The sequence below is a fragment of the Sporosarcina sp. P12(2017) genome (genome assembly GCF_002743035.1).
Classification (GTDB): domain Bacteria; phylum Bacillota; class Bacilli; order Bacillales_A; family Planococcaceae; genus Sporosarcina; species Sporosarcina ureae.
Map to the genome: position 1 here is coordinate 25,039 of NZ_PDYL01000017.1, position 16,934 is coordinate 41,972.

The following is a 16,934-nucleotide window of genomic DNA, read 5'->3' on the forward strand; positions in this document are numbered from 1 at the left end:
TTCGCTTTAATTAACAAGGCGTTTAGTTGAATTACAATTGACGTAGGGGTGAAAGGGGATGAGACAATTTGTAATACCGATGTTAAAGGCAATTGCGATAGCGCTCTTAAAAGAAAAGAAGGATGAGCCTATGTTTAGCATCACGTGTTTAAAATGCCAATGTAGTAGAGGGCTAGAATATAATTTTTAAAAAGATACGAGGATATAGAAGTTTTTACTGAAGACAGCATGTTAAGAGCTGGAGAACATGTGGAATCAATTTATTGCGCCAACTGCGGAAATAGTTTTAAACAAGGTACCTGTGTGAAAAACAAACGTGAATGTTTGAACATTCATGAAAGTTTCTCGTATAGGTACTTTTATTTCAATTTTAATTTTTTTGACGCTAATATTTCACTATATTATTCATATAAGCAATAGATAGATGAATAAAAAAAGACCGAGTCCCAATCAATCCGAAAACGATTCAAACTCGCCCTAGAAATTGCTTAAGACCCAGCTCACCTCAATCCACCTCAAACGGTGTAGCATTCAGTCTGCCACACTGAAGCCCCGCCAGGAATGTAGAAAAAAACAATCTGCTTTCGGCCTCCAGATTGTACTCTTTGCCCAATGAGAGCCAATCATACAGCAGCCCGCGCATACATCTTGAAAGCATGCGGATCAGCGCTTTCCTATTGGTGTCTTCCGGCAGATCTCCTTCTTCGATTGCCGTGACGATAAATTCATCAAGAATGGCATACAACCCTCTGTCATGTATAGAAAAGAAATTTCCTTCTCTTTCCATAAGACCACTGACATAGACCGTCCTCATCATATCTTTTCCTAACTCGAATTCGAGGTAATGCATTTGCCGTTCCACCAAATACAGCACTTTTTCATTGAACGTTAACTCTTCCCGCATAACGGAAACCACTTTTATGTAATATTGGTCGATCTCTTTGAATTTTTCCATGAAGATATCATATTTTGAACCAAAGTGGCCATAAAAGGCACCTTTGGAACTTTCGCTTTTCTTCACAATTTCATCTACGGTTACATTATCAAATCCCTTTTTCCGAAACAACTCCAACGCAGTCTCCAATATGCGCTTCTTCGTCTGCTCCGCCTGGATTTGTCTAGCCGATTTCTTCATAGCAATACCCCCCGATTATATTATACTTTACATAAAATAAAACTATTTTTCAGAATATATTGACAAACTCACGAACACTCAATTAATATATAGACTATAGTCTAAGACTACGGTCTATTCAAATGAACAGGAGGGATTTAATGGATTGTGTAGGCGAAAGAACACTTCGTGACCTGTTAAATGAGAAATTGCATCAGCATCCTGACAAGACATTGTTTTTATTCGAAGACGCTGATCGTCATGTCTCACAAAAAAACTATAGTGAATTTGAGGATGAAGTAGATCGGCTGAGCCGATATTTCCTCCACTTGGGAATCCGAAAAGGAGAGCATGTTACATTACACATGCCGAATAACTTAGAGTTTTATACAATTTGGTTTGCTTTGGCGAATATAGGGGCCGTCATGGTGCCTACGAATATTTTATCTCCTGCGAGCGAGATGAACTATATTATCTCTAATTCCCATTCTGTCATGTTGATTACAGAACAGCCTTATCTGGACAAGTTCGCGGATGTGGAAACTCACTGCCCCGCCATTCGTTACAGAATGCTCACAAGAAGTCAGCCTGTTGATGGTTACTTATCCTACGATGACGCGTTGATTTTTGAAAGCGGTTACAAATATGCGTTGCCTGAGCTTCATAATGAAGATACCGTTGCCATTCTATACACTTCAGGCACTACTTCAAAACCTAAAGGTGTGTGTGTCACGCATGCCAACTATTTATTCGTCGGTGAACAGATGGCGTTAAACTTACAGCTGACTGCCAACGACCGGACTTTTATCGTCCTTCCGCTGTTCCACGGCAACGCTCAATATTATTCTACCATGTCGGCTTTAACCGTTGGCGCTTCAATAGCTTTAACTGAAAAGTTCAGCGCATCCCGTTATTTTGAGCAGGCCAATCAGCTGCAAGCTACAGTCGGTTCACTGTTCGCTGCGCCTATTCGCATGATCTTAGCTAAAAACGAAACAAAGAACGTAATCAAGAACACTCTCCACACAATTATCTTCGCACAAAATGTCGCGGCAGAACAGTTGAACCGCTTTAAAGAACTCGCCGGTGTCAGATTAAGTCAGCTGTACGGGATGACAGAAACGATAGGTATTCCGCTAATGAATCCGCTACACGGCGTATGCAAGAATGAAAGCATTGGCAGACCGACTCTCGCGTACGAAGTGAAGTTGGTCGATGAACAAGGTAATGAAGTTCAAATAGGTGCTTCAGGGCAGATCTTGATCAAAGGCCATGCAGGACGCACCATTATGAAAAAGTATCTGCGTAATCCGCTGGCAACCGAAGAAACGATACAGGACGGCTGGCTTCGCACAGGCGATAATGCCCGTATTGGAGAAGATGGATATTATTATTTTGTAGACCGCGTAAAAGACATGATCAAGCGATCCGGGGAAAATGTGGCTACCATTGAAGTGGAAAGTGCCTTAGCCTCCCACCCAGCTGTGTACGAAGCAGCGGTGATCGGTGTGCCGGACGATATGCGCGATGAGGCTATTAAAGCCTTCGTCATTTTGAATGAAGAAATGTACGTTACGGAGGATGAGCTGCTGGCTCACTGCCAAGCACAATTGGCTAAATTCAAAGTCCCTGATTCCATTGATTTTTTAGATGATTTCCCACGAACTTCCGTCGGCAAGATTCAAAAAAATAAGTTGGTAAATTACATTCCAGTTAAATAGAGGGGAGACTTTTCATGAAAAAGATTAAAATATTGTTGGCAAGTTTGTCAGGTTCCATTATTGAATGGTATGACTTTTACTTATACGGAACAGCCACTGGAATTGTATTTACCACCCTTTTCTTCCCGAATGAAAATCCTGCCGTTTCCATTCTGATCGCATTTGCCACATTCGGGGCGGGATATGCAGCACGACCGCTGGGCAGTATTATATTTGGCCATGTGGGAGATCGGATTGGACGGAAAGCTTCATTGATGATCACGCTCATCGGGATGGGCGGTAGTTCTTTCTTGATTGGATTGTTGCCGACCTACGCGGCAGTCGGTATCCTGGCACCAGCCATGCTGGTCGTACTGCGGTTGATTCAGGGAATTTCTCTGGGAGGAGAATGGGGCGGAGCTGTCCTTCTTGCTACGGAGAATGCCAGCAAAGGAGTACGCGGGTTGTTCGGTTCGATCCCACAGTTAGGCGTACCGATCGGGTTAGTGCTTGGCACATTCAGCTTCACACTTATTAACAGCTTCACTACGGAAGCGCAGTTCATGGCATGGGGCTGGAGAATTCCGTTCCTGTTCAGCGGCGTTCTCATCGTACTTGCGCTCTGGATACGGAGTAGTATCGAAGAAACTCCAGAATTTCAGCAACGTAAAGAGTCTGGCAATATCGAGAAGATGCCAGTACTGACGCTGTTCAGAAATAATTCCAAGGATATGTTCCGAATCATCGGCCTTAAACTGGGCGACGGCTTTTTCAACGTATTCCTTATGTCATTTATTCTAGTGTACGCTACAACGTATATCGGCTACTCACGGGACACTGCACTGCTTGCACTTTCGCTGAGCTGTGCGACGATGCTGATCACGATACCTGTTGTGGGATACCTGTCTGACTTCATCGGACGTAAAGTAATTTATATTTCTGGGTTGATCGGCATGCTGGTGCTGGCAATTCCGTATTTCATCGGCATTTCCAGCAACACGTCCACATTCTTCATCATGCAGATCGTATTGCTCGGTGTCGTCTGGGCTGCAATTTTTGCGACACAAGGGACGTTTTTCTCAGAGCTGTTCCCTGCTAATGTCAGATATACAGGGATGTCCCTCGGGTATCAAATAGCCGCTGCGATTGTCGGGTTCGGACCGATGTTATGGACTGCCATGGCGGCTAATTACGGCCCATCTCCGTGGATTTTCGGCGGATTCATGATAGCAGCCCTTCTCGTTTCGCTAGTTTTGGCCATATTCTCGCCAGACACGAGAAAAATTTCGCATTACGATGAAACTGTCCATGAAGAAGAGTTTGAACCGCGCGTGTCTGCGGAACCTTTGCTCACTACTGCAACGGAGGTACGTGACTAATCAGTTTTCTACGAGCTCCCGACATATTGACTGTCGGGAGCTCTTATTATTTAACCGTATTATTCAGTCGAATGCCATCATCAAAACTTTGCAATACGCAGGAACCCGGTTTCCTGATAGAACTAATTCGTCAGGTAAAGGTAGGGTAACTGTGTGAGTAAAAAATATGGATTTTTAAACAATCATGAATTTTCATGCAAAGGTATCTTTAATCCAATCTCACTCTCTTTTAAGACAATAGCATACCTTGTTGTGTGTGGACGGGGTAGCATCTTTAAAACTCTTTTAAATCAAAAGTTTTTTCTTTTTGTCTATTATCTATTTTTCATTATAGTTTATGGGCGACGATTTCACTATTCCTCTCATTGAGTTGGGCAATACAGACTTCTGTAAGAGAAGATTTTATTCTACATTTTGGCAAACCACTTTACAAGAACGTAAGTTCGTGTTAATTTGAATAGAATTAATTATTGAAGATGGGGTGGAGAAATGAAAGTAACAATGGAACATGAATGGAGTAATATTTCACTAGATTCTTCAATGACTGTTGAAGAAGAGTTTTTTGTGGTAAATGGGCAATCATCAATAATTCTTAATAAAGAAGAAGATCAAGAGAGCATAGGTTATATTCTTTTTGTAATATACAATTCGTCTCTATTGAATAAAAAGGAATTATTAAATGTTGCGGATGCTTTTTCTGGCGATGAGTTATGGCTAATGTCTACATTTGCAAAACTCTTTAAAGAAGAATTGGAAGAGGAGCTCCCTAAATTTCTCATGTTAAATACGATATCAGTAAATCCTGATTTTCGTGGTAAAGGCTATGGAAAGACAGCAATTGAAGAACTTATAAAACTTTGTAGAATTTTAGAGATTGATTTGATCATCTTACATCCTGCACCAATTGAGGATGTTGATTTTACTGAAGAAAATAATTTAAAACGAAAAGTAGATATTGAAAAATTGGTCTCATTTTATCAAAAGTCTAATTTTGTATCTTATTCCTTAATAGATGAAGAACCGATTATGGTACTAGAGGTTAGCAGTACAGATTTTATTTAATAAGTTACCAAATAATAAACTAGACTGATTTGGTGCTAGGTCCCAACACAATTCGGAAACACTTCTGAATTGAACTAGAGACGTGTGAGAACCTGGTACCTTTGTGATTTTTGCCCATCAAGTCGTCTTCTGCTCGGCTTAGTAGATGATAATGATTAGACATGATACAAAAATCCACGGGTGGATAGAATTTAAAATATGAGAGAGGAAATTTTTTAATTGAAAAATGAGAAATTAAATGAAATAGCAAAAGAGTATGTTGGAACAGGTTTTAGTAAAATATTAGAATGGAGTTTAGATTTAGCTCCGTATGTAGGGAAAATAATTCAGAATCGAAAGTTAAACAGGGTTGAAAGAAGAATAAAGGAATATGCCGAACACTTAAAACGAATAGATATGCTATTCGCTAGTGAAAAACTTAGCAAGGACTATATTCAAGAAAAGATCGGACCGATTGTACTTTCAGATTTATTAGAAGAACATGAAGATGCAAAAATTATTTATTTATTACAGGGGTTTGAAAATGTTTTCATTAATGAATGTAAAAATGAGAGCGTTGTAATTAACTATTTTGATACTTTGAGAAGCTTAAGATATGAAGATGTAAGAATGTTATTCTATTTATCCGGAATTGCAGAAAATCCATTTAAAGATTACACAAAAGGAAGCCCTGAACATATATTATCAAAACAAATATATTCAAAATTAGAACGGTTATATCTTATCAAGAGTGCATCCACATTCAGTTATTTAGAATTGGGACCTGAAGCAGAGGAAACAGATTTGAAGCCAATGCTTACTCCATATGGTAAAAATTTTATAAAATTCATTGCAATTGATTTTGATGAAGCAGCCTATGAAAAAAGAATTAAAGATTACGATAATACTAATGGTGATGTAGTACCTAAAATTAAATTTATAGAGCAAGATCTCAAAAATCCGAAGCCAGCAGTATGGGGTTGATCCTGGTTCTCCATGAATACGTTCTATAAAATGAGGTGCCTGGGTGAGAAACAAACATGAATGTTTAAACAATCATGAAAGTTTCACGCACAGGTACCTTAAAATTTAAATCGGCTGACTGTGTCTGTATTTGGTGTGAATAAGGTGCCAGGTCCCAACACAATTCAGAAACAATTCTGAATTGACCTAGAGTTGTGTGTGGACCTGGTACCTATTATCCCTGGTACCATTATTATTCTGAATTGAATCTTCCTGCGTATACTTCCACTATAAATTGCGATACTAAGCTTGTTATCATCTATTTTACATGTGGGAGGCGAAGTATATGGCAAAGGATTCTGGCCCAAGTTGGAAAAAGAATCATCCGGGCACATTTTTTAGTAATTCGGTAGAGAAAGCAGATCGTGCAGTGAAACAAGCGATGTCTCATCCGGAAGAAATGGCAATTGAACATGCGTTTAATGCAATCGAGCGTGCTGAAAACGCGTTTAGGAATGCAAAGCAATTTAACGAAGAGTTAGACATGGTTCAGCAGCATAAGGGACAGTTGGATTCGCTCAAGCAGCAATTAAATGAAACCCAAATGAAGAAAGGCGAGTAATCAATGATGGCACTACATCATCTCATTACTTTAAAAATAACGTATCTGTGTGAAAAACAAACGTGATTGTTTAAATAATCGTGAAAGTTTCACGCATAGGTATCTTTATCATTGCACCTGGTACCATCTTTTAAAAAACAGCGCACCCTCATCTGCACAAGAGGGTGCGCTGTTTCCATTTATTTTTCTTCAATTAACCCGATATCCATCGATAAGGTGCCAGGTCCCAACACAATTCAGAAACAATTCTGAATTGAACTAGAGTTGTGTGCGGACCTGGTACCTATTATTAGTATATCGCGACGATCCGCTTTACGAATGGAGAAGAAGTGCTGTGCAGTGTGATGGCTTTTGAATCTACTGACAGCTTTTTATATGGTGCAACATCCAAGGAACTAGGACCGGCTGATAATTTTAAATGAATATAATGGATGCTGGGTATACAAGCAATCTTAATTACAGAGAGACACTATCCGACGGTACGTTTTATAATGTACGCTTTGTGTATTTTTAAAAAAGAACAATTAGGAAATTGACTCATATGTGTTAAAATAAGATGGCAGTTAAGAATATTCTGCTAATGCTAGGGGGAATATAAATGGGAAGATTAGTCCATTTTGAGATTCATGTAGATGATATGGAACGGGCGAAAACGTTTTATGGGGAAGTGTTTGGATGGACATTTCAGGACTGGAGTGAGTATGCTGGAATGCCTTATTGCGGAGCCGTCACGGGTGATGATCATGAGCCGGGTGTTAATGGTGCGTTGATGCAGCGTCAAGGTCCTCCGCCTGAACGCAACCAAGCTCTAAATGGATATGCGTGTACGATGGGAGTGGCAAATTACGATTCAACGGAGGAGAAGATCCTTTCCAATGGCGGTAGCTTAGCAATGCCGAAATATGCGCTGCCAGGAATGGCGTGGCAAGGCTATTATCTTGATACTGAGGGAAATATTTTTGGGATTCATCAGCCAGATGAAAACGCAAAATAATAACCTATTATCTTGAAAAAATGAATTGCTATTTGCAAAAGGAAAGTTTTGTTATTTGTTTCATTTATAATGCATGAGTAAGTACTATTTTTAGAGGAGTGGTGGAAATGGCTATTGATGTTTATTTGACGTTTAATGGGAATTGCCGTGATGCTGTGGAATTTTACGCAAAGGTTTTTGAAGCAGAACAACCGCAGATTATGACGTTTGGAGAAAATCCTCCCAATCCAGATTATCCTCTTCCCGAGGAAGCCAAAAATTTAGTGATGCATACGCGTTTGGACATTGAAGGAAGCAATGTGATGTTTTCAGATACGTTCCCAGGTTCTCCTTTTACGGTTGGAAATAACGTAAGTCTAGCTTATCATAGCTTTGATGAGGACAAGCTGCAAAAGGTATACGATCGACTAAAAGAAGGCGGAACTGTTGAAATGGAGCTCCAAGAGACTTTTTGGGCAAAACTTTATGGGCAAATTACGGACAAATTCGGTGTCATTTGGCAATTTAATTTAAACAATGAAGAAACAGCTTATTAATCTTGATTTCACACGGATTATTAAATTTGAATAAAGGAAAATAAAAATAGAAACCTGTAAAAACAGAGTGATAAAAACTGTTTAAATCCCTGACAACATGGGGTCTGAACGGTTTTTATTATTAAATTATATATTTACTGTTACTTCAGTAATATGAATAGAAACCATTATTAGAAGGAGAAAATTATGGTTAATAAGAAAAGAAATACTGAAGAGGTTGACCAGTTTATTTCAGATTTGCCGAAAGATATTAAAGGTATTACGACTACTTTAAGGAAAATAATTTTTGAGTCTTCGCAAGAACTTACCGAAGAGTTTAAATGGTCTATGCCCAATTATTCATATACTGGTTTAGTTTGTTATCTGCAACCTGCCCAAAAACACGTGAATCTGGGTTTTCATAGAGGAAATGAACTCCTAGAAAAAGATGAAAATAAATTATTGCAAGGTACAGGAAAAACAATGAGACATATAAGAATAAAACAGTTGGAAGAAATTTAGGTAGAAGCTATTACCTTGCTAATTAAAGACGCTATGAGTCTAAATGAGGATCACGCAATTAAGGGAAGTTTATAACTTGATACATTTAAAGTAACTGATTTTCTAAACAGTAATTTTTCATGAGGAGGAAATATGAAATTAGGCGCATTCTCTGTAAGTTTAACTGTAAAAGACATTGTGAAATCAAAACTATTCTACGAAAAACTTGGATTTAAAGTATTTGGTGGAGACATTAATAAAAATTGGATTATTATGAAGAATGAAGGTACTGTTATCGGGCTATTTCAGGGAATGTTTGAAGAGAACATTCTGACGTTTAATCCAGGTTGGGATGAAAATGCTCAAAATCTAGATTCATTCACAGACATAAGAGCTATTCAAAGACAGCTAAAAGAAAAAGGTATTAAGTTGTTGTCAGAAGCAGATGAAACAAGCGAAGGTCCTGCAAGTTTATCTATTGAGGATCCCGATGGTAATACAATTCTGTTCGATCAACACCGATGACGCAGAATATCCAATTGGAACATACTGTTTTATTTAGAATAAAATTTATTGGGGTCGAAACATTCAAAAGTACTTCGCTGACTACAGCTACTACTATAAATTTGGGGAGGAAAATATTTGAGTATTCATTTTGAAGTGAAAAGAACGATTGACGCACCAATAGAAGAAACGTATAAAGGCTTACTCGACTTAGATGCTGCAAAGAATTGGATGCAAGGTTTAGTAAGAATTGACCGATTAGATGCGGGTCCTATGCGAGTAGGAAGCGAGTGGAAGGAAACAAGGAAAATGTATGGAAAAGAAGCTTCCGAACACTTTGAGGTTGTAGAAATGAATGAACCGAATAAAATTGTGCTTCGCTGTGATGGTACAAAAGGGACAACCGGTAAAGGTGAATATGTGTATGCATACACAATTGTGCCGGCAGGTTCCCAATCTGAAGTTACATTAAATGGTGAGATTAATGGTTTAACTGGCGTTTTGAAATTGTTTGGAAAGATGATGGCAGGAACATTTAAAAAAGCATGTGCGAAGGACTTAGATTCATTAAAGCATTATTTGGAAAAGTAGAACGTTGGATACGGTACCAGGTCCCGACACAATTCGGAAACTATTCTGAATTGAACTGAAGTTGTGTGTGTACCTGGCACCACCCACAGTGTGTCTACCCGTCACCACCTACAAAAAAACAGCGCATCCTCACAAGAGGGTGCGCTGTTTCCATTCACTTTTCTTCAATTAACCCACGATCCACCAAGAATTCCTTGGCGACGAGTTCAACCATCATGCCGTCATTATCGACTTTTCCGTTCATGATTTGCATCGTTTCTTCATCGATTTCACCTTCAAGAAGGCCAAGTATTTCTTCGAGTTCTGGGTATTCTTTGAGCGTTTCATCCCGTACTAAAGGGAGTGCATGGTAGGGGGGGAAGTACGATTTGTCATCTTCTAGCACGCGTAGATTCGCGATCGCGAGCTGTCCATCTGTTGTGTAGGAGTTGATGACATTTACTTCATTTGCACCAATCGCGCGGTACATCATGCCGTGATCCATGCCTTTGACGTCTTTAAACTGGATGTCATATTCTTTTTCAAAACCAGGTAATCCGTCTGGGCGATCGATAAATTCGAACACGGCGCCTAATGTGAAGTCGTTGGCCACTTTAGCGAAATCACTGAACGTCACAAGGTCTAGCTCTTCAGCTTTTGCTTCATCTAGTGCTAGTGTATACGTGTTATTGAATCCGAATGTACCGAGTGCGGTGATGTTGTCACCAGCGACCAGTCGTTTGGTTGCAGCTAATGTTTCTTCAGCTGTGCCAGGTTCTTCTTGGTAATATGTCACGACGATGGTTCCTGTATAGTCCGGGATGACGTCGATATGGTCATTGGTCATGGCGTTCCAGACGACAGATGAGCCGCCTAGGTTTTCTTTGTAAATAATATCTACACCTAAGCGATCTTCAATTAATTGTCCCATGATATTAGACAAAATTATACTTTCCGTATTGTTTCGAGAACCGAGTCTGAGTGAATCTTTTTCATTGAATATACAACCTGATAGTAGGCTAGCCAGTAAGGTCGTGACGAGCAACAGTGTGAGTTTGTTTTTCAAATCATCTCAATCCTTTCGGCGTCGTCCAACGTTCAACGGCGCTAAAGAACGTTTCAAGAGCAATCGCAAGGATCGCAGCTGGAATAGCCCCAAGTAAGATCAATCCGTCAATTCCACGTGTGATACCGAGGAAAATGAAGTCACCGAGTCCACCTGCTCCAATGAATGCAGCTAGTGTCGCGTTCCCGACGTTAATGACCGCGGCTGTTCGAATTCCGGCCATAATAATAGGGATGGCAAGTGGCAATTCTACTTTAAATAGAATTTGCATGCTCGTCATACCCATACCTTTTGCGGCTTCGATTGTGGCGGGATCAACGTCTTTAATCCCCGTGTACGTGTTACGCATAATAGGCAGTAAAGAGTAAAGAAATAACGCAGCGATAGCGGTTTTTACGCCAATTCCGAAAATGGGAATCATGAAACCAAGCACCGCTAAACTCGGGATGGTTTGCATAATGCCTGCCGCACCGAGGACTCCAGTTTTCAGTTTAGGTACGCGTGTAATAAGAATTCCGAGCGAGACCGCAATGACTACCGCGAGGATCATCGAGAAGAAAACGAGTTGAATATGGATGGATGTTGCTTGGAGTACTTCTTGCCATCTCAATTTGGTTTGTTCTACAAGTTGTTGCCATATATTTAAATTATTCATCTAGATCGGCCTCCTGATCTGTCCATTGACTAGACATGGCAGAGAGTAAGGAGCCACGGTTGACGAGTCCTACTAGTATATGTTGTTCATCCACAATAGGGATCATGCCGAACGGTGAGGAGTCCATCATAATAATGGCATCTTTCGCTGTTGCTGTATCGAGTAAAAATGGGACAGCTGGTTTCATCACTTCATCAATGGTTTTGATGCTGTCAATTTGTTTGATTAAATCATAAGCAGAAACAATACCAAGTAGTTTCTTCTGATCATCTACAACGAGAAGATCGGTGATTTTTCGTTGACGTATAAGCGAAATGGCTCGTTCGGGAGAAGTGTTCGAACGGGTCGTGACGACCTTCTCTGCCATAATTTCAGTAACCGGCATCAGTTCAGGGTTTTGGATAATTCGATGCTTACCCATAAACTCTTCTACAAAGCCGTGAGCGGGTTCATGTAGTAGTTTCTCTGGAGTGTCTAATTGAAGTAAATTGCCGTCTTTCATGATGGCAATACGGTCGCCCATCTTTAACGCTTCGTCCATGTCATGTGTAACGAAGACAATGGTCTTCTTTAACTGTTTATGGAGCTTCAGTAATTCTTCTTGCAACTGCTCACGTGTAATGGGATCCAGCGCACTGAACGGTTCATCCATCAAAATGATATCTGGATCCGCTGCAAGCGCTCTCGCAATTCCGACACGTTGTTGTTGTCCACCTGATAATTCTTTTGGATACCGTGAAGCATAAATTTTCGGATCGAGTCCGACCATTTCAAGTAGGTCGAGTACACGTGTTCTCGTTTTGTTTTCATTCCAATTTTTCAGTTGGGGTACAATAGAGATATTTTTTTCGATCGTGTAATGAGGGAAAAGCCCGACTTGTTGAATGACGTAACCGATATTTCTGCGAAGATCAGCAGCGTTGTAAGATTTGATATCTTTGCCGTTGATAGAAATTTTTCCACTTGAGTGTGGGATGATCCGGTTAATCATTTTCATGGTAGTAGATTTACCTGAACCACTCGGTCCTATTAGAACAAGTAGTTCACCTTCAGCAATCTCGAAGTTGACAGATTTCACAGCTTGAAATCCACCATCGTACATTTTTGTCACATTTTCAAACTTCAGCATAAGTACCTCCTGTAGTAATTAAAAAAATAGACTGCACTCCTTAATAAATTAAGAAAGGCGTCTGAATTAATACCTTAACATATTAGTAAAATTTGTTCAAGATTTTATTGAATTTCAAGTTCCTACACAAATTAGAAGGCCCTCTACATGGATCTACTATAGTGTATGAACCTAGCATCTTTATTATGTTTACCAAACTGTATATCAGGTAATAGAGCTTTAAGCCATGATAAAAAAATACTTAAAATGAACATAAAACAGGAGTGAAATATTATGAAAAGATTACCGGAAACCAAAGTTAAATTAACGGATGTGAAGGAACTAATCAATAAAGGATATAATCTGTTAGGAGAACTTCGCGAAGAAGTGGGTGCGCCAGTAGTGAAAGCTGAATTCTTAACGAAAGAAATAACGGCTATTTATGGAGAAGAGGCGGCCCGTAAATTTTATGATCCGGAAAACTTTAAACGTGAAGGCGCTATGCCGAAGCCGGTCTTGAAAACTTTATTCGGTGAGGGCGGCGTGCAGACTTTAGATGGTGACGAACACCATCATCGGAAGAATTACTTTATGGATTTGATGTCTCCGGATCGAATGGAAGAGTATCATATATTATTAGCGAAGAATGTATCTGAGGAGTTAGACAAACAGCATGGTGAATTTGAGTTGTTTGACCTCGCCAATAGAGTGCTGTTTAATACCATCTCGGAATGGTGTGGGATCAACTTGGAACAATTTGACTCGAAGACGTTGGAAAAATTGGCGAGAAATCAAATTTCTATGATTAGTGGAGCCGTTACGTCTCCTGTAGACCACATAAAAGGGATTACGGATCGAAATGAGTCCGAAAAGTGGGCTGAAGATCTCATAAAAGAAGCACGAGAGCACCCGGTTCCAGGAAAAGAACGTCTTGCTTTATATACTTTTGCCCATGCGACGGACCTCGATGGAGAACTATTACCTGTGGAAGTAGCAGCGGTGGAGTTATTAAATATCATCCGTCCGACAGTGGCGTTAACGGTTTGGGTAGCATTAATGGGGCATGCACTTTTTGCGAAACGAGATATTTATGAAGAATTACAAAGTGATTTTGATGACTTGCAAGATTCTTTCATCCAAGAACTGCGTCGTTACTATCCATTTTTCCCGATGCTACCAGCGATTGCTGTGAGTGCTGTAGAAGTTGATGGGTACTTGATTCCTAAAGATAGCTGGGTTGTATTGGATCTTTACGGTAGTAACCATGACGAGCGTACCATCGCTTCTCCGGAACAATTTGATAGCCAGCGATTTGTAGGAAGAGCGAAAGATATTTCCTATGAAGAAGAATATGAAATGATTGCACAAGGTGGCGGGAAGTTCAGAGAAATGCATCGCTGTGCGGGGGAATGGATTACTCTTCACAGCTTACGTGTCTTTTCTGATCATTTAGTGAATCAATATGAATTTACTGTACCCGAGCAAGATTGGACGATTCCAATGAATCAGTTCCCAACGTATCCAAATAGTAAAGTACTGTTATTCAAAGAGTAATGGAATGTACCAGGTCCCCACACAATTCAGAATTTTTTCTGAATTGTGTGGGGACCTGGTACCGTTTCTACTGCCGTTTCTCCCGTTTCTCCAACTAACTCCTAACCCTCAAAAGCCGAAGCGCATTCAAAATCACAATTAGCGCAGCACCGGTATCACTTAATACCGCAATCCATAATGTCAACCATCCTGGGAAGATCAACAGTAAGGCTACTGCTTTTACGATTATTGAAAACCAAATATTTTGTTTGATAATCGCCAATGCTTTTCGGCTGAGGTTCATGGTGTGTGGGAGTTTCTCTAAGTTGTCAGCCATTAATATGATATCTGCGGTGTCCATGGCTGTGTCGGTACCCGCACCGCCCATTGCTATACCAAGGTCAGCCGTTGCTAGTGCAGGGGCATCGTTAATGCCATCTCCAATCATAGCCACGCGATATCCTTCTTCTTGCAGTTGTTTTATCGTATGCACTTTATCTTCCGGTAATAGTTCAGCATAATATCGGTTCATGCCGGCTTCGGAAGCGATGGCCTTTGCTGTCCCTTCGTTATCTCCCGTCAGCATAACGATTTGTTGAACACCGATTTTCTTTAGGTTTTTTACCGATCGTTTTGTTGTTTCTCGAATGGTATCCGAAACGCCAATGATACCTAAAATCTTTTGAGCGGAACCTATTATGATAATAGTTTTCCCTTCATTTTGCAGGCTGGAAATCTGTTGTGAATATGCATGGAGAGGGGCACCGATCTCTTCAAATAACTTTCTGTTTCCAGCAAAGTACGGTATCTCTTCAATTGTCGCTTGAATGCCTTTTCCTACCACGTTCTTAAACTGCGTACCCTTCATCGCTTGAATGTTTTGTTCTTTCGTGTAATTCACTATGGTGGTAGCGATGGGATGGGTAGAGTGCTCTTCTAACGTTCGAGCGATCGATAACATGTTTGTTTCGGAATCATGAAAGGTCACGACATTCGTAACTTTCGGTTTACCTTCTGTCAATGTGCCTGTTTTGTCAAAGGCAATGGCATCAATAGATCCAGCATTTTCTAAGAATGTTCCACCTTTGATGAGAACACCATTTTTAGCAGCATTTCCAAGTGCCGTCACGATCGCAACGGGAGTGGATATTACGAGTGCACAAGGACAAGCAATGACTAATAGCATTAATCCTTTATAAATCGATTCTTCCCAAGTACCGAACGTCAATACTGGAGGAACGACCATCACCAAGAGTGCCAGTATGAATACGATGGGTGTGTAAATACGCGCGAACTTATCGATAAATGCTTCCGTAGGCGCCTTTTTCTCTTGAGCTTCTTCAACTAAATGGATGATTTTGGAGATGGTTGTATCTTCAATTAATTTGGTCACTCTAACGGTGAGTGAGCCGTGTTCATTGATGGAGCCAGCATACACGAAACTGCCTATAGCTTTATCAACGGGTATGGATTCTCCTGTAATCGCGGCTTGATTGACACTGGATTCACCGTCGATGATTTCCCCATCCAATGGGATTCTGTCTCCAGGTTTGACGATAATGATGTCATTGATGGATACCTCTTCAACAGGCTTTTTAATTAAATCGTTTCCAATTTTCACCCAAGCTTCAGGTGGTGTTAACTCCATAAGTCCCCGAATGGATTTTCGTGTCTTTTCGATGGCTCGGTTTTGTAGGGTGAGACCTAAAGAAAACAGCCAAACAACGGTGGCGCCTTCAAGCCATTCTCCTAATATAGCCGCTCCGATTGCTGCAGCGGACATCAGCACATTCATGTCCAATGAACGGCTTCTAATTGCGTAATATGCACTCTTGACCGGCTTAAAGCCACTGACGATCATGGCCACGATGTACATGAATGTCGTTACATAAGGAGAAACTCCTGTATACGATCCGATGAATGCTAGTGCGATGAGGATACCTGAAAAAATGACAGCTTCATTCTGCTTACGAGAATGTGTGGAGGAAGGCGTCTGCTTATTAGTAGAAATACGTGACGCTTTAAATCCAGCTTTAGCTACTTCGTTCATAATTTCTTCGGGACTATTTTCATGTTCAATTTTCATTTTACCTGTTGAGAAATTCACCTTCACGTGTTTAACAGCAGGAAGGTGGTTTAAATGGTTTTCAATTGTTAGCGCACAAGATCCACAATCCATGCCTTCAATAAAGTAATTCTGTATGTTGTGATTCACTTTGCTAGGTTCGACTTCGAAACCGAGCTTTTTCATCTGTTTTTGGATTAACTCTTCATCAAGTTCTTGAGTCGCGCTGATTTGCATTTTGCCAGAACTATAATTCACATTCACTCCATTGATATGTTGGAGAGTGCTTAAGTTCTTTTCAATGGTTACCGCACAAACGGGGCAATCCATTCCATAAACCCGAAATTCCTCTTTGATTCCTCGATCCAGATTCACGTTAACTGGATCTACAGGTTTTTCTGTACTACTGCAACAACTTTCTTCTGCAGTGTTCGAAGCAGTACAACAACTATCATCTTGTACTTCCGTATTTATAGCGTTACTGCTACAACAGGTTGATTTTTCAATTTCTTGCGCTTGATTGCTACTGCAACAGGAGGTTTGTTTCTCTAGATTTTCAGTTTCTACGTTAGTAGAACAGCATGTATTACCCAATCTATCACGT

The 16,934-nt window shown here is 40.3% G+C and carries 16 protein-coding genes; 11 read left to right on the top strand and 5 right to left on the bottom strand.

What is annotated here, in order from left to right; all coding sequences use genetic code 11:
* Window positions 1-505: 505 nt before the first annotated feature.
* Window positions 506-1,135 carry a TetR/AcrR family transcriptional regulator gene (locus CSV80_RS13495; RefSeq protein ID WP_099671154.1) on the bottom strand — a complete coding sequence of 210 codons (630 nt, stop codon included), beginning with the start codon at window positions 1,133-1,135 and terminating at the stop codon, window positions 506-508.
* Between the two features lie 140 nt (window positions 1,136-1,275).
* On the opposite strand from CSV80_RS13495, the gene CSV80_RS13500 reads away from it, so the two are divergent.
* The 10 genes from CSV80_RS13500 to CSV80_RS13545 all read left to right on the top strand — a co-directional run bounded on the left by CSV80_RS13500 (window position 1,276) and on the right by CSV80_RS13545 (window position 9,924).
* Window positions 1,276-2,835 (top strand): AMP-binding protein, encoded by a 1,560-nt coding sequence (locus CSV80_RS13500; protein WP_099671155.1) that lies wholly within the window; start codon window positions 1,276-1,278, stop codon window positions 2,833-2,835.
* A gap of 14 nt (window positions 2,836-2,849) precedes the next feature.
* Window positions 2,850-4,193, top strand: a complete 1,344-nt coding sequence (locus CSV80_RS13505) for an MFS transporter (protein ID WP_099671156.1) — start codon at window positions 2,850-2,852, stop codon at window positions 4,191-4,193.
* A gap of 489 nt (window positions 4,194-4,682) precedes the next feature.
* The gene (locus CSV80_RS13510; RefSeq protein WP_099671157.1) at window positions 4,683-5,255 is read left to right on the top strand and encodes a GNAT family N-acetyltransferase; all 573 of its coding nucleotides are present in this window, start codon (window positions 4,683-4,685) and stop codon (window positions 5,253-5,255) included.
* Window positions 5,256-5,474: 219 nt separating this feature from the next.
* Window positions 5,475-6,218, top strand: a complete 744-nt coding sequence (locus CSV80_RS13515; RefSeq protein ID WP_099671158.1) for a hypothetical protein — start codon at window positions 5,475-5,477, stop codon at window positions 6,216-6,218.
* 325 nt (window positions 6,219-6,543) lie between these two features.
* On the top strand, window positions 6,544-6,819 hold the full coding sequence (locus CSV80_RS13520) for a DUF2564 family protein (RefSeq protein WP_099671159.1): 276 nt from the start codon (window positions 6,544-6,546) through the stop codon (window positions 6,817-6,819).
* A gap of 598 nt (window positions 6,820-7,417) precedes the next feature.
* Window positions 7,418-7,813: a VOC family protein gene (locus CSV80_RS13525; protein WP_099671160.1), complete on the top strand. Its 396-nt coding sequence runs from the start codon at window positions 7,418-7,420 to the stop codon at window positions 7,811-7,813.
* Window positions 7,814-7,920: 107 nt separating this feature from the next.
* Window positions 7,921-8,349, top strand: a complete 429-nt coding sequence (locus tag CSV80_RS13530) for a VOC family protein (RefSeq protein ID WP_099671161.1) — start codon at window positions 7,921-7,923, stop codon at window positions 8,347-8,349.
* 186 nt (window positions 8,350-8,535) lie between these two features.
* Entirely contained in the window at window positions 8,536-8,850 is a 315-nt protein-coding gene (locus CSV80_RS13535; protein ID WP_099671162.1) for a DUF1801 domain-containing protein, read from the top strand.
* A 132-nt stretch (window positions 8,851-8,982) separates the two neighbouring features.
* On the top strand, window positions 8,983-9,354 hold the full coding sequence (locus CSV80_RS13540; protein WP_099671163.1) for a VOC family protein: 372 nt from the start codon (window positions 8,983-8,985) through the stop codon (window positions 9,352-9,354).
* A gap of 117 nt (window positions 9,355-9,471) precedes the next feature.
* Window positions 9,472-9,924: an SRPBCC family protein gene (locus CSV80_RS13545; protein ID WP_099671164.1), complete on the top strand. Its 453-nt coding sequence runs from the start codon at window positions 9,472-9,474 to the stop codon at window positions 9,922-9,924.
* A 154-nt stretch (window positions 9,925-10,078) separates the two neighbouring features.
* Here CSV80_RS13545 and CSV80_RS13550 read toward each other — a convergent pair whose 3' ends face one another.
* The 3 genes from CSV80_RS13550 to CSV80_RS13560 are packed head-to-tail and all read right to left on the bottom strand — an operon-like array spanning window position 10,079 to window position 12,753.
* The gene (locus tag CSV80_RS13550) at window positions 10,079-10,969 is read right to left on the bottom strand and encodes a glycine betaine ABC transporter substrate-binding protein (RefSeq protein ID WP_099671165.1); all 891 of its coding nucleotides are present in this window, start codon (window positions 10,967-10,969) and stop codon (window positions 10,079-10,081) included.
* Between the two features lies 1 nt (window position 10,970).
* Window positions 10,971-11,624: an ABC transporter permease gene (locus tag CSV80_RS13555; protein ID WP_099671166.1), complete on the bottom strand. Its 654-nt coding sequence runs from the start codon at window positions 11,622-11,624 to the stop codon at window positions 10,971-10,973.
* Window positions 11,617-12,753 carry a betaine/proline/choline family ABC transporter ATP-binding protein gene (locus CSV80_RS13560; protein WP_099671167.1) on the bottom strand — a complete coding sequence of 379 codons (1,137 nt, stop codon included), beginning with the start codon at window positions 12,751-12,753 and terminating at the stop codon, window positions 11,617-11,619. Before CSV80_RS13560 ends, CSV80_RS13555 begins: the two co-directional genes overlap by 8 nt.
* Window positions 12,754-13,026: 273 nt before the next feature.
* Here CSV80_RS13560 and CSV80_RS13565 point away from each other — a divergent pair, with 273 nt between their 5' ends.
* The gene (locus CSV80_RS13565) at window positions 13,027-14,286 is read left to right on the top strand and encodes a cytochrome P450 (protein ID WP_099671168.1); all 1,260 of its coding nucleotides are present in this window, start codon (window positions 13,027-13,029) and stop codon (window positions 14,284-14,286) included.
* 94 nt (window positions 14,287-14,380) lie between these two features.
* On the opposite strand, the gene CSV80_RS13570 is transcribed toward CSV80_RS13565, so the two are convergent.
* Entirely contained in the window at window positions 14,381-16,924 is a 2,544-nt protein-coding gene (locus CSV80_RS13570; RefSeq protein ID WP_369802831.1) for a heavy metal translocating P-type ATPase, read from the bottom strand.
* Between the last annotated feature and the right edge of the window lie 10 nt (window positions 16,925-16,934).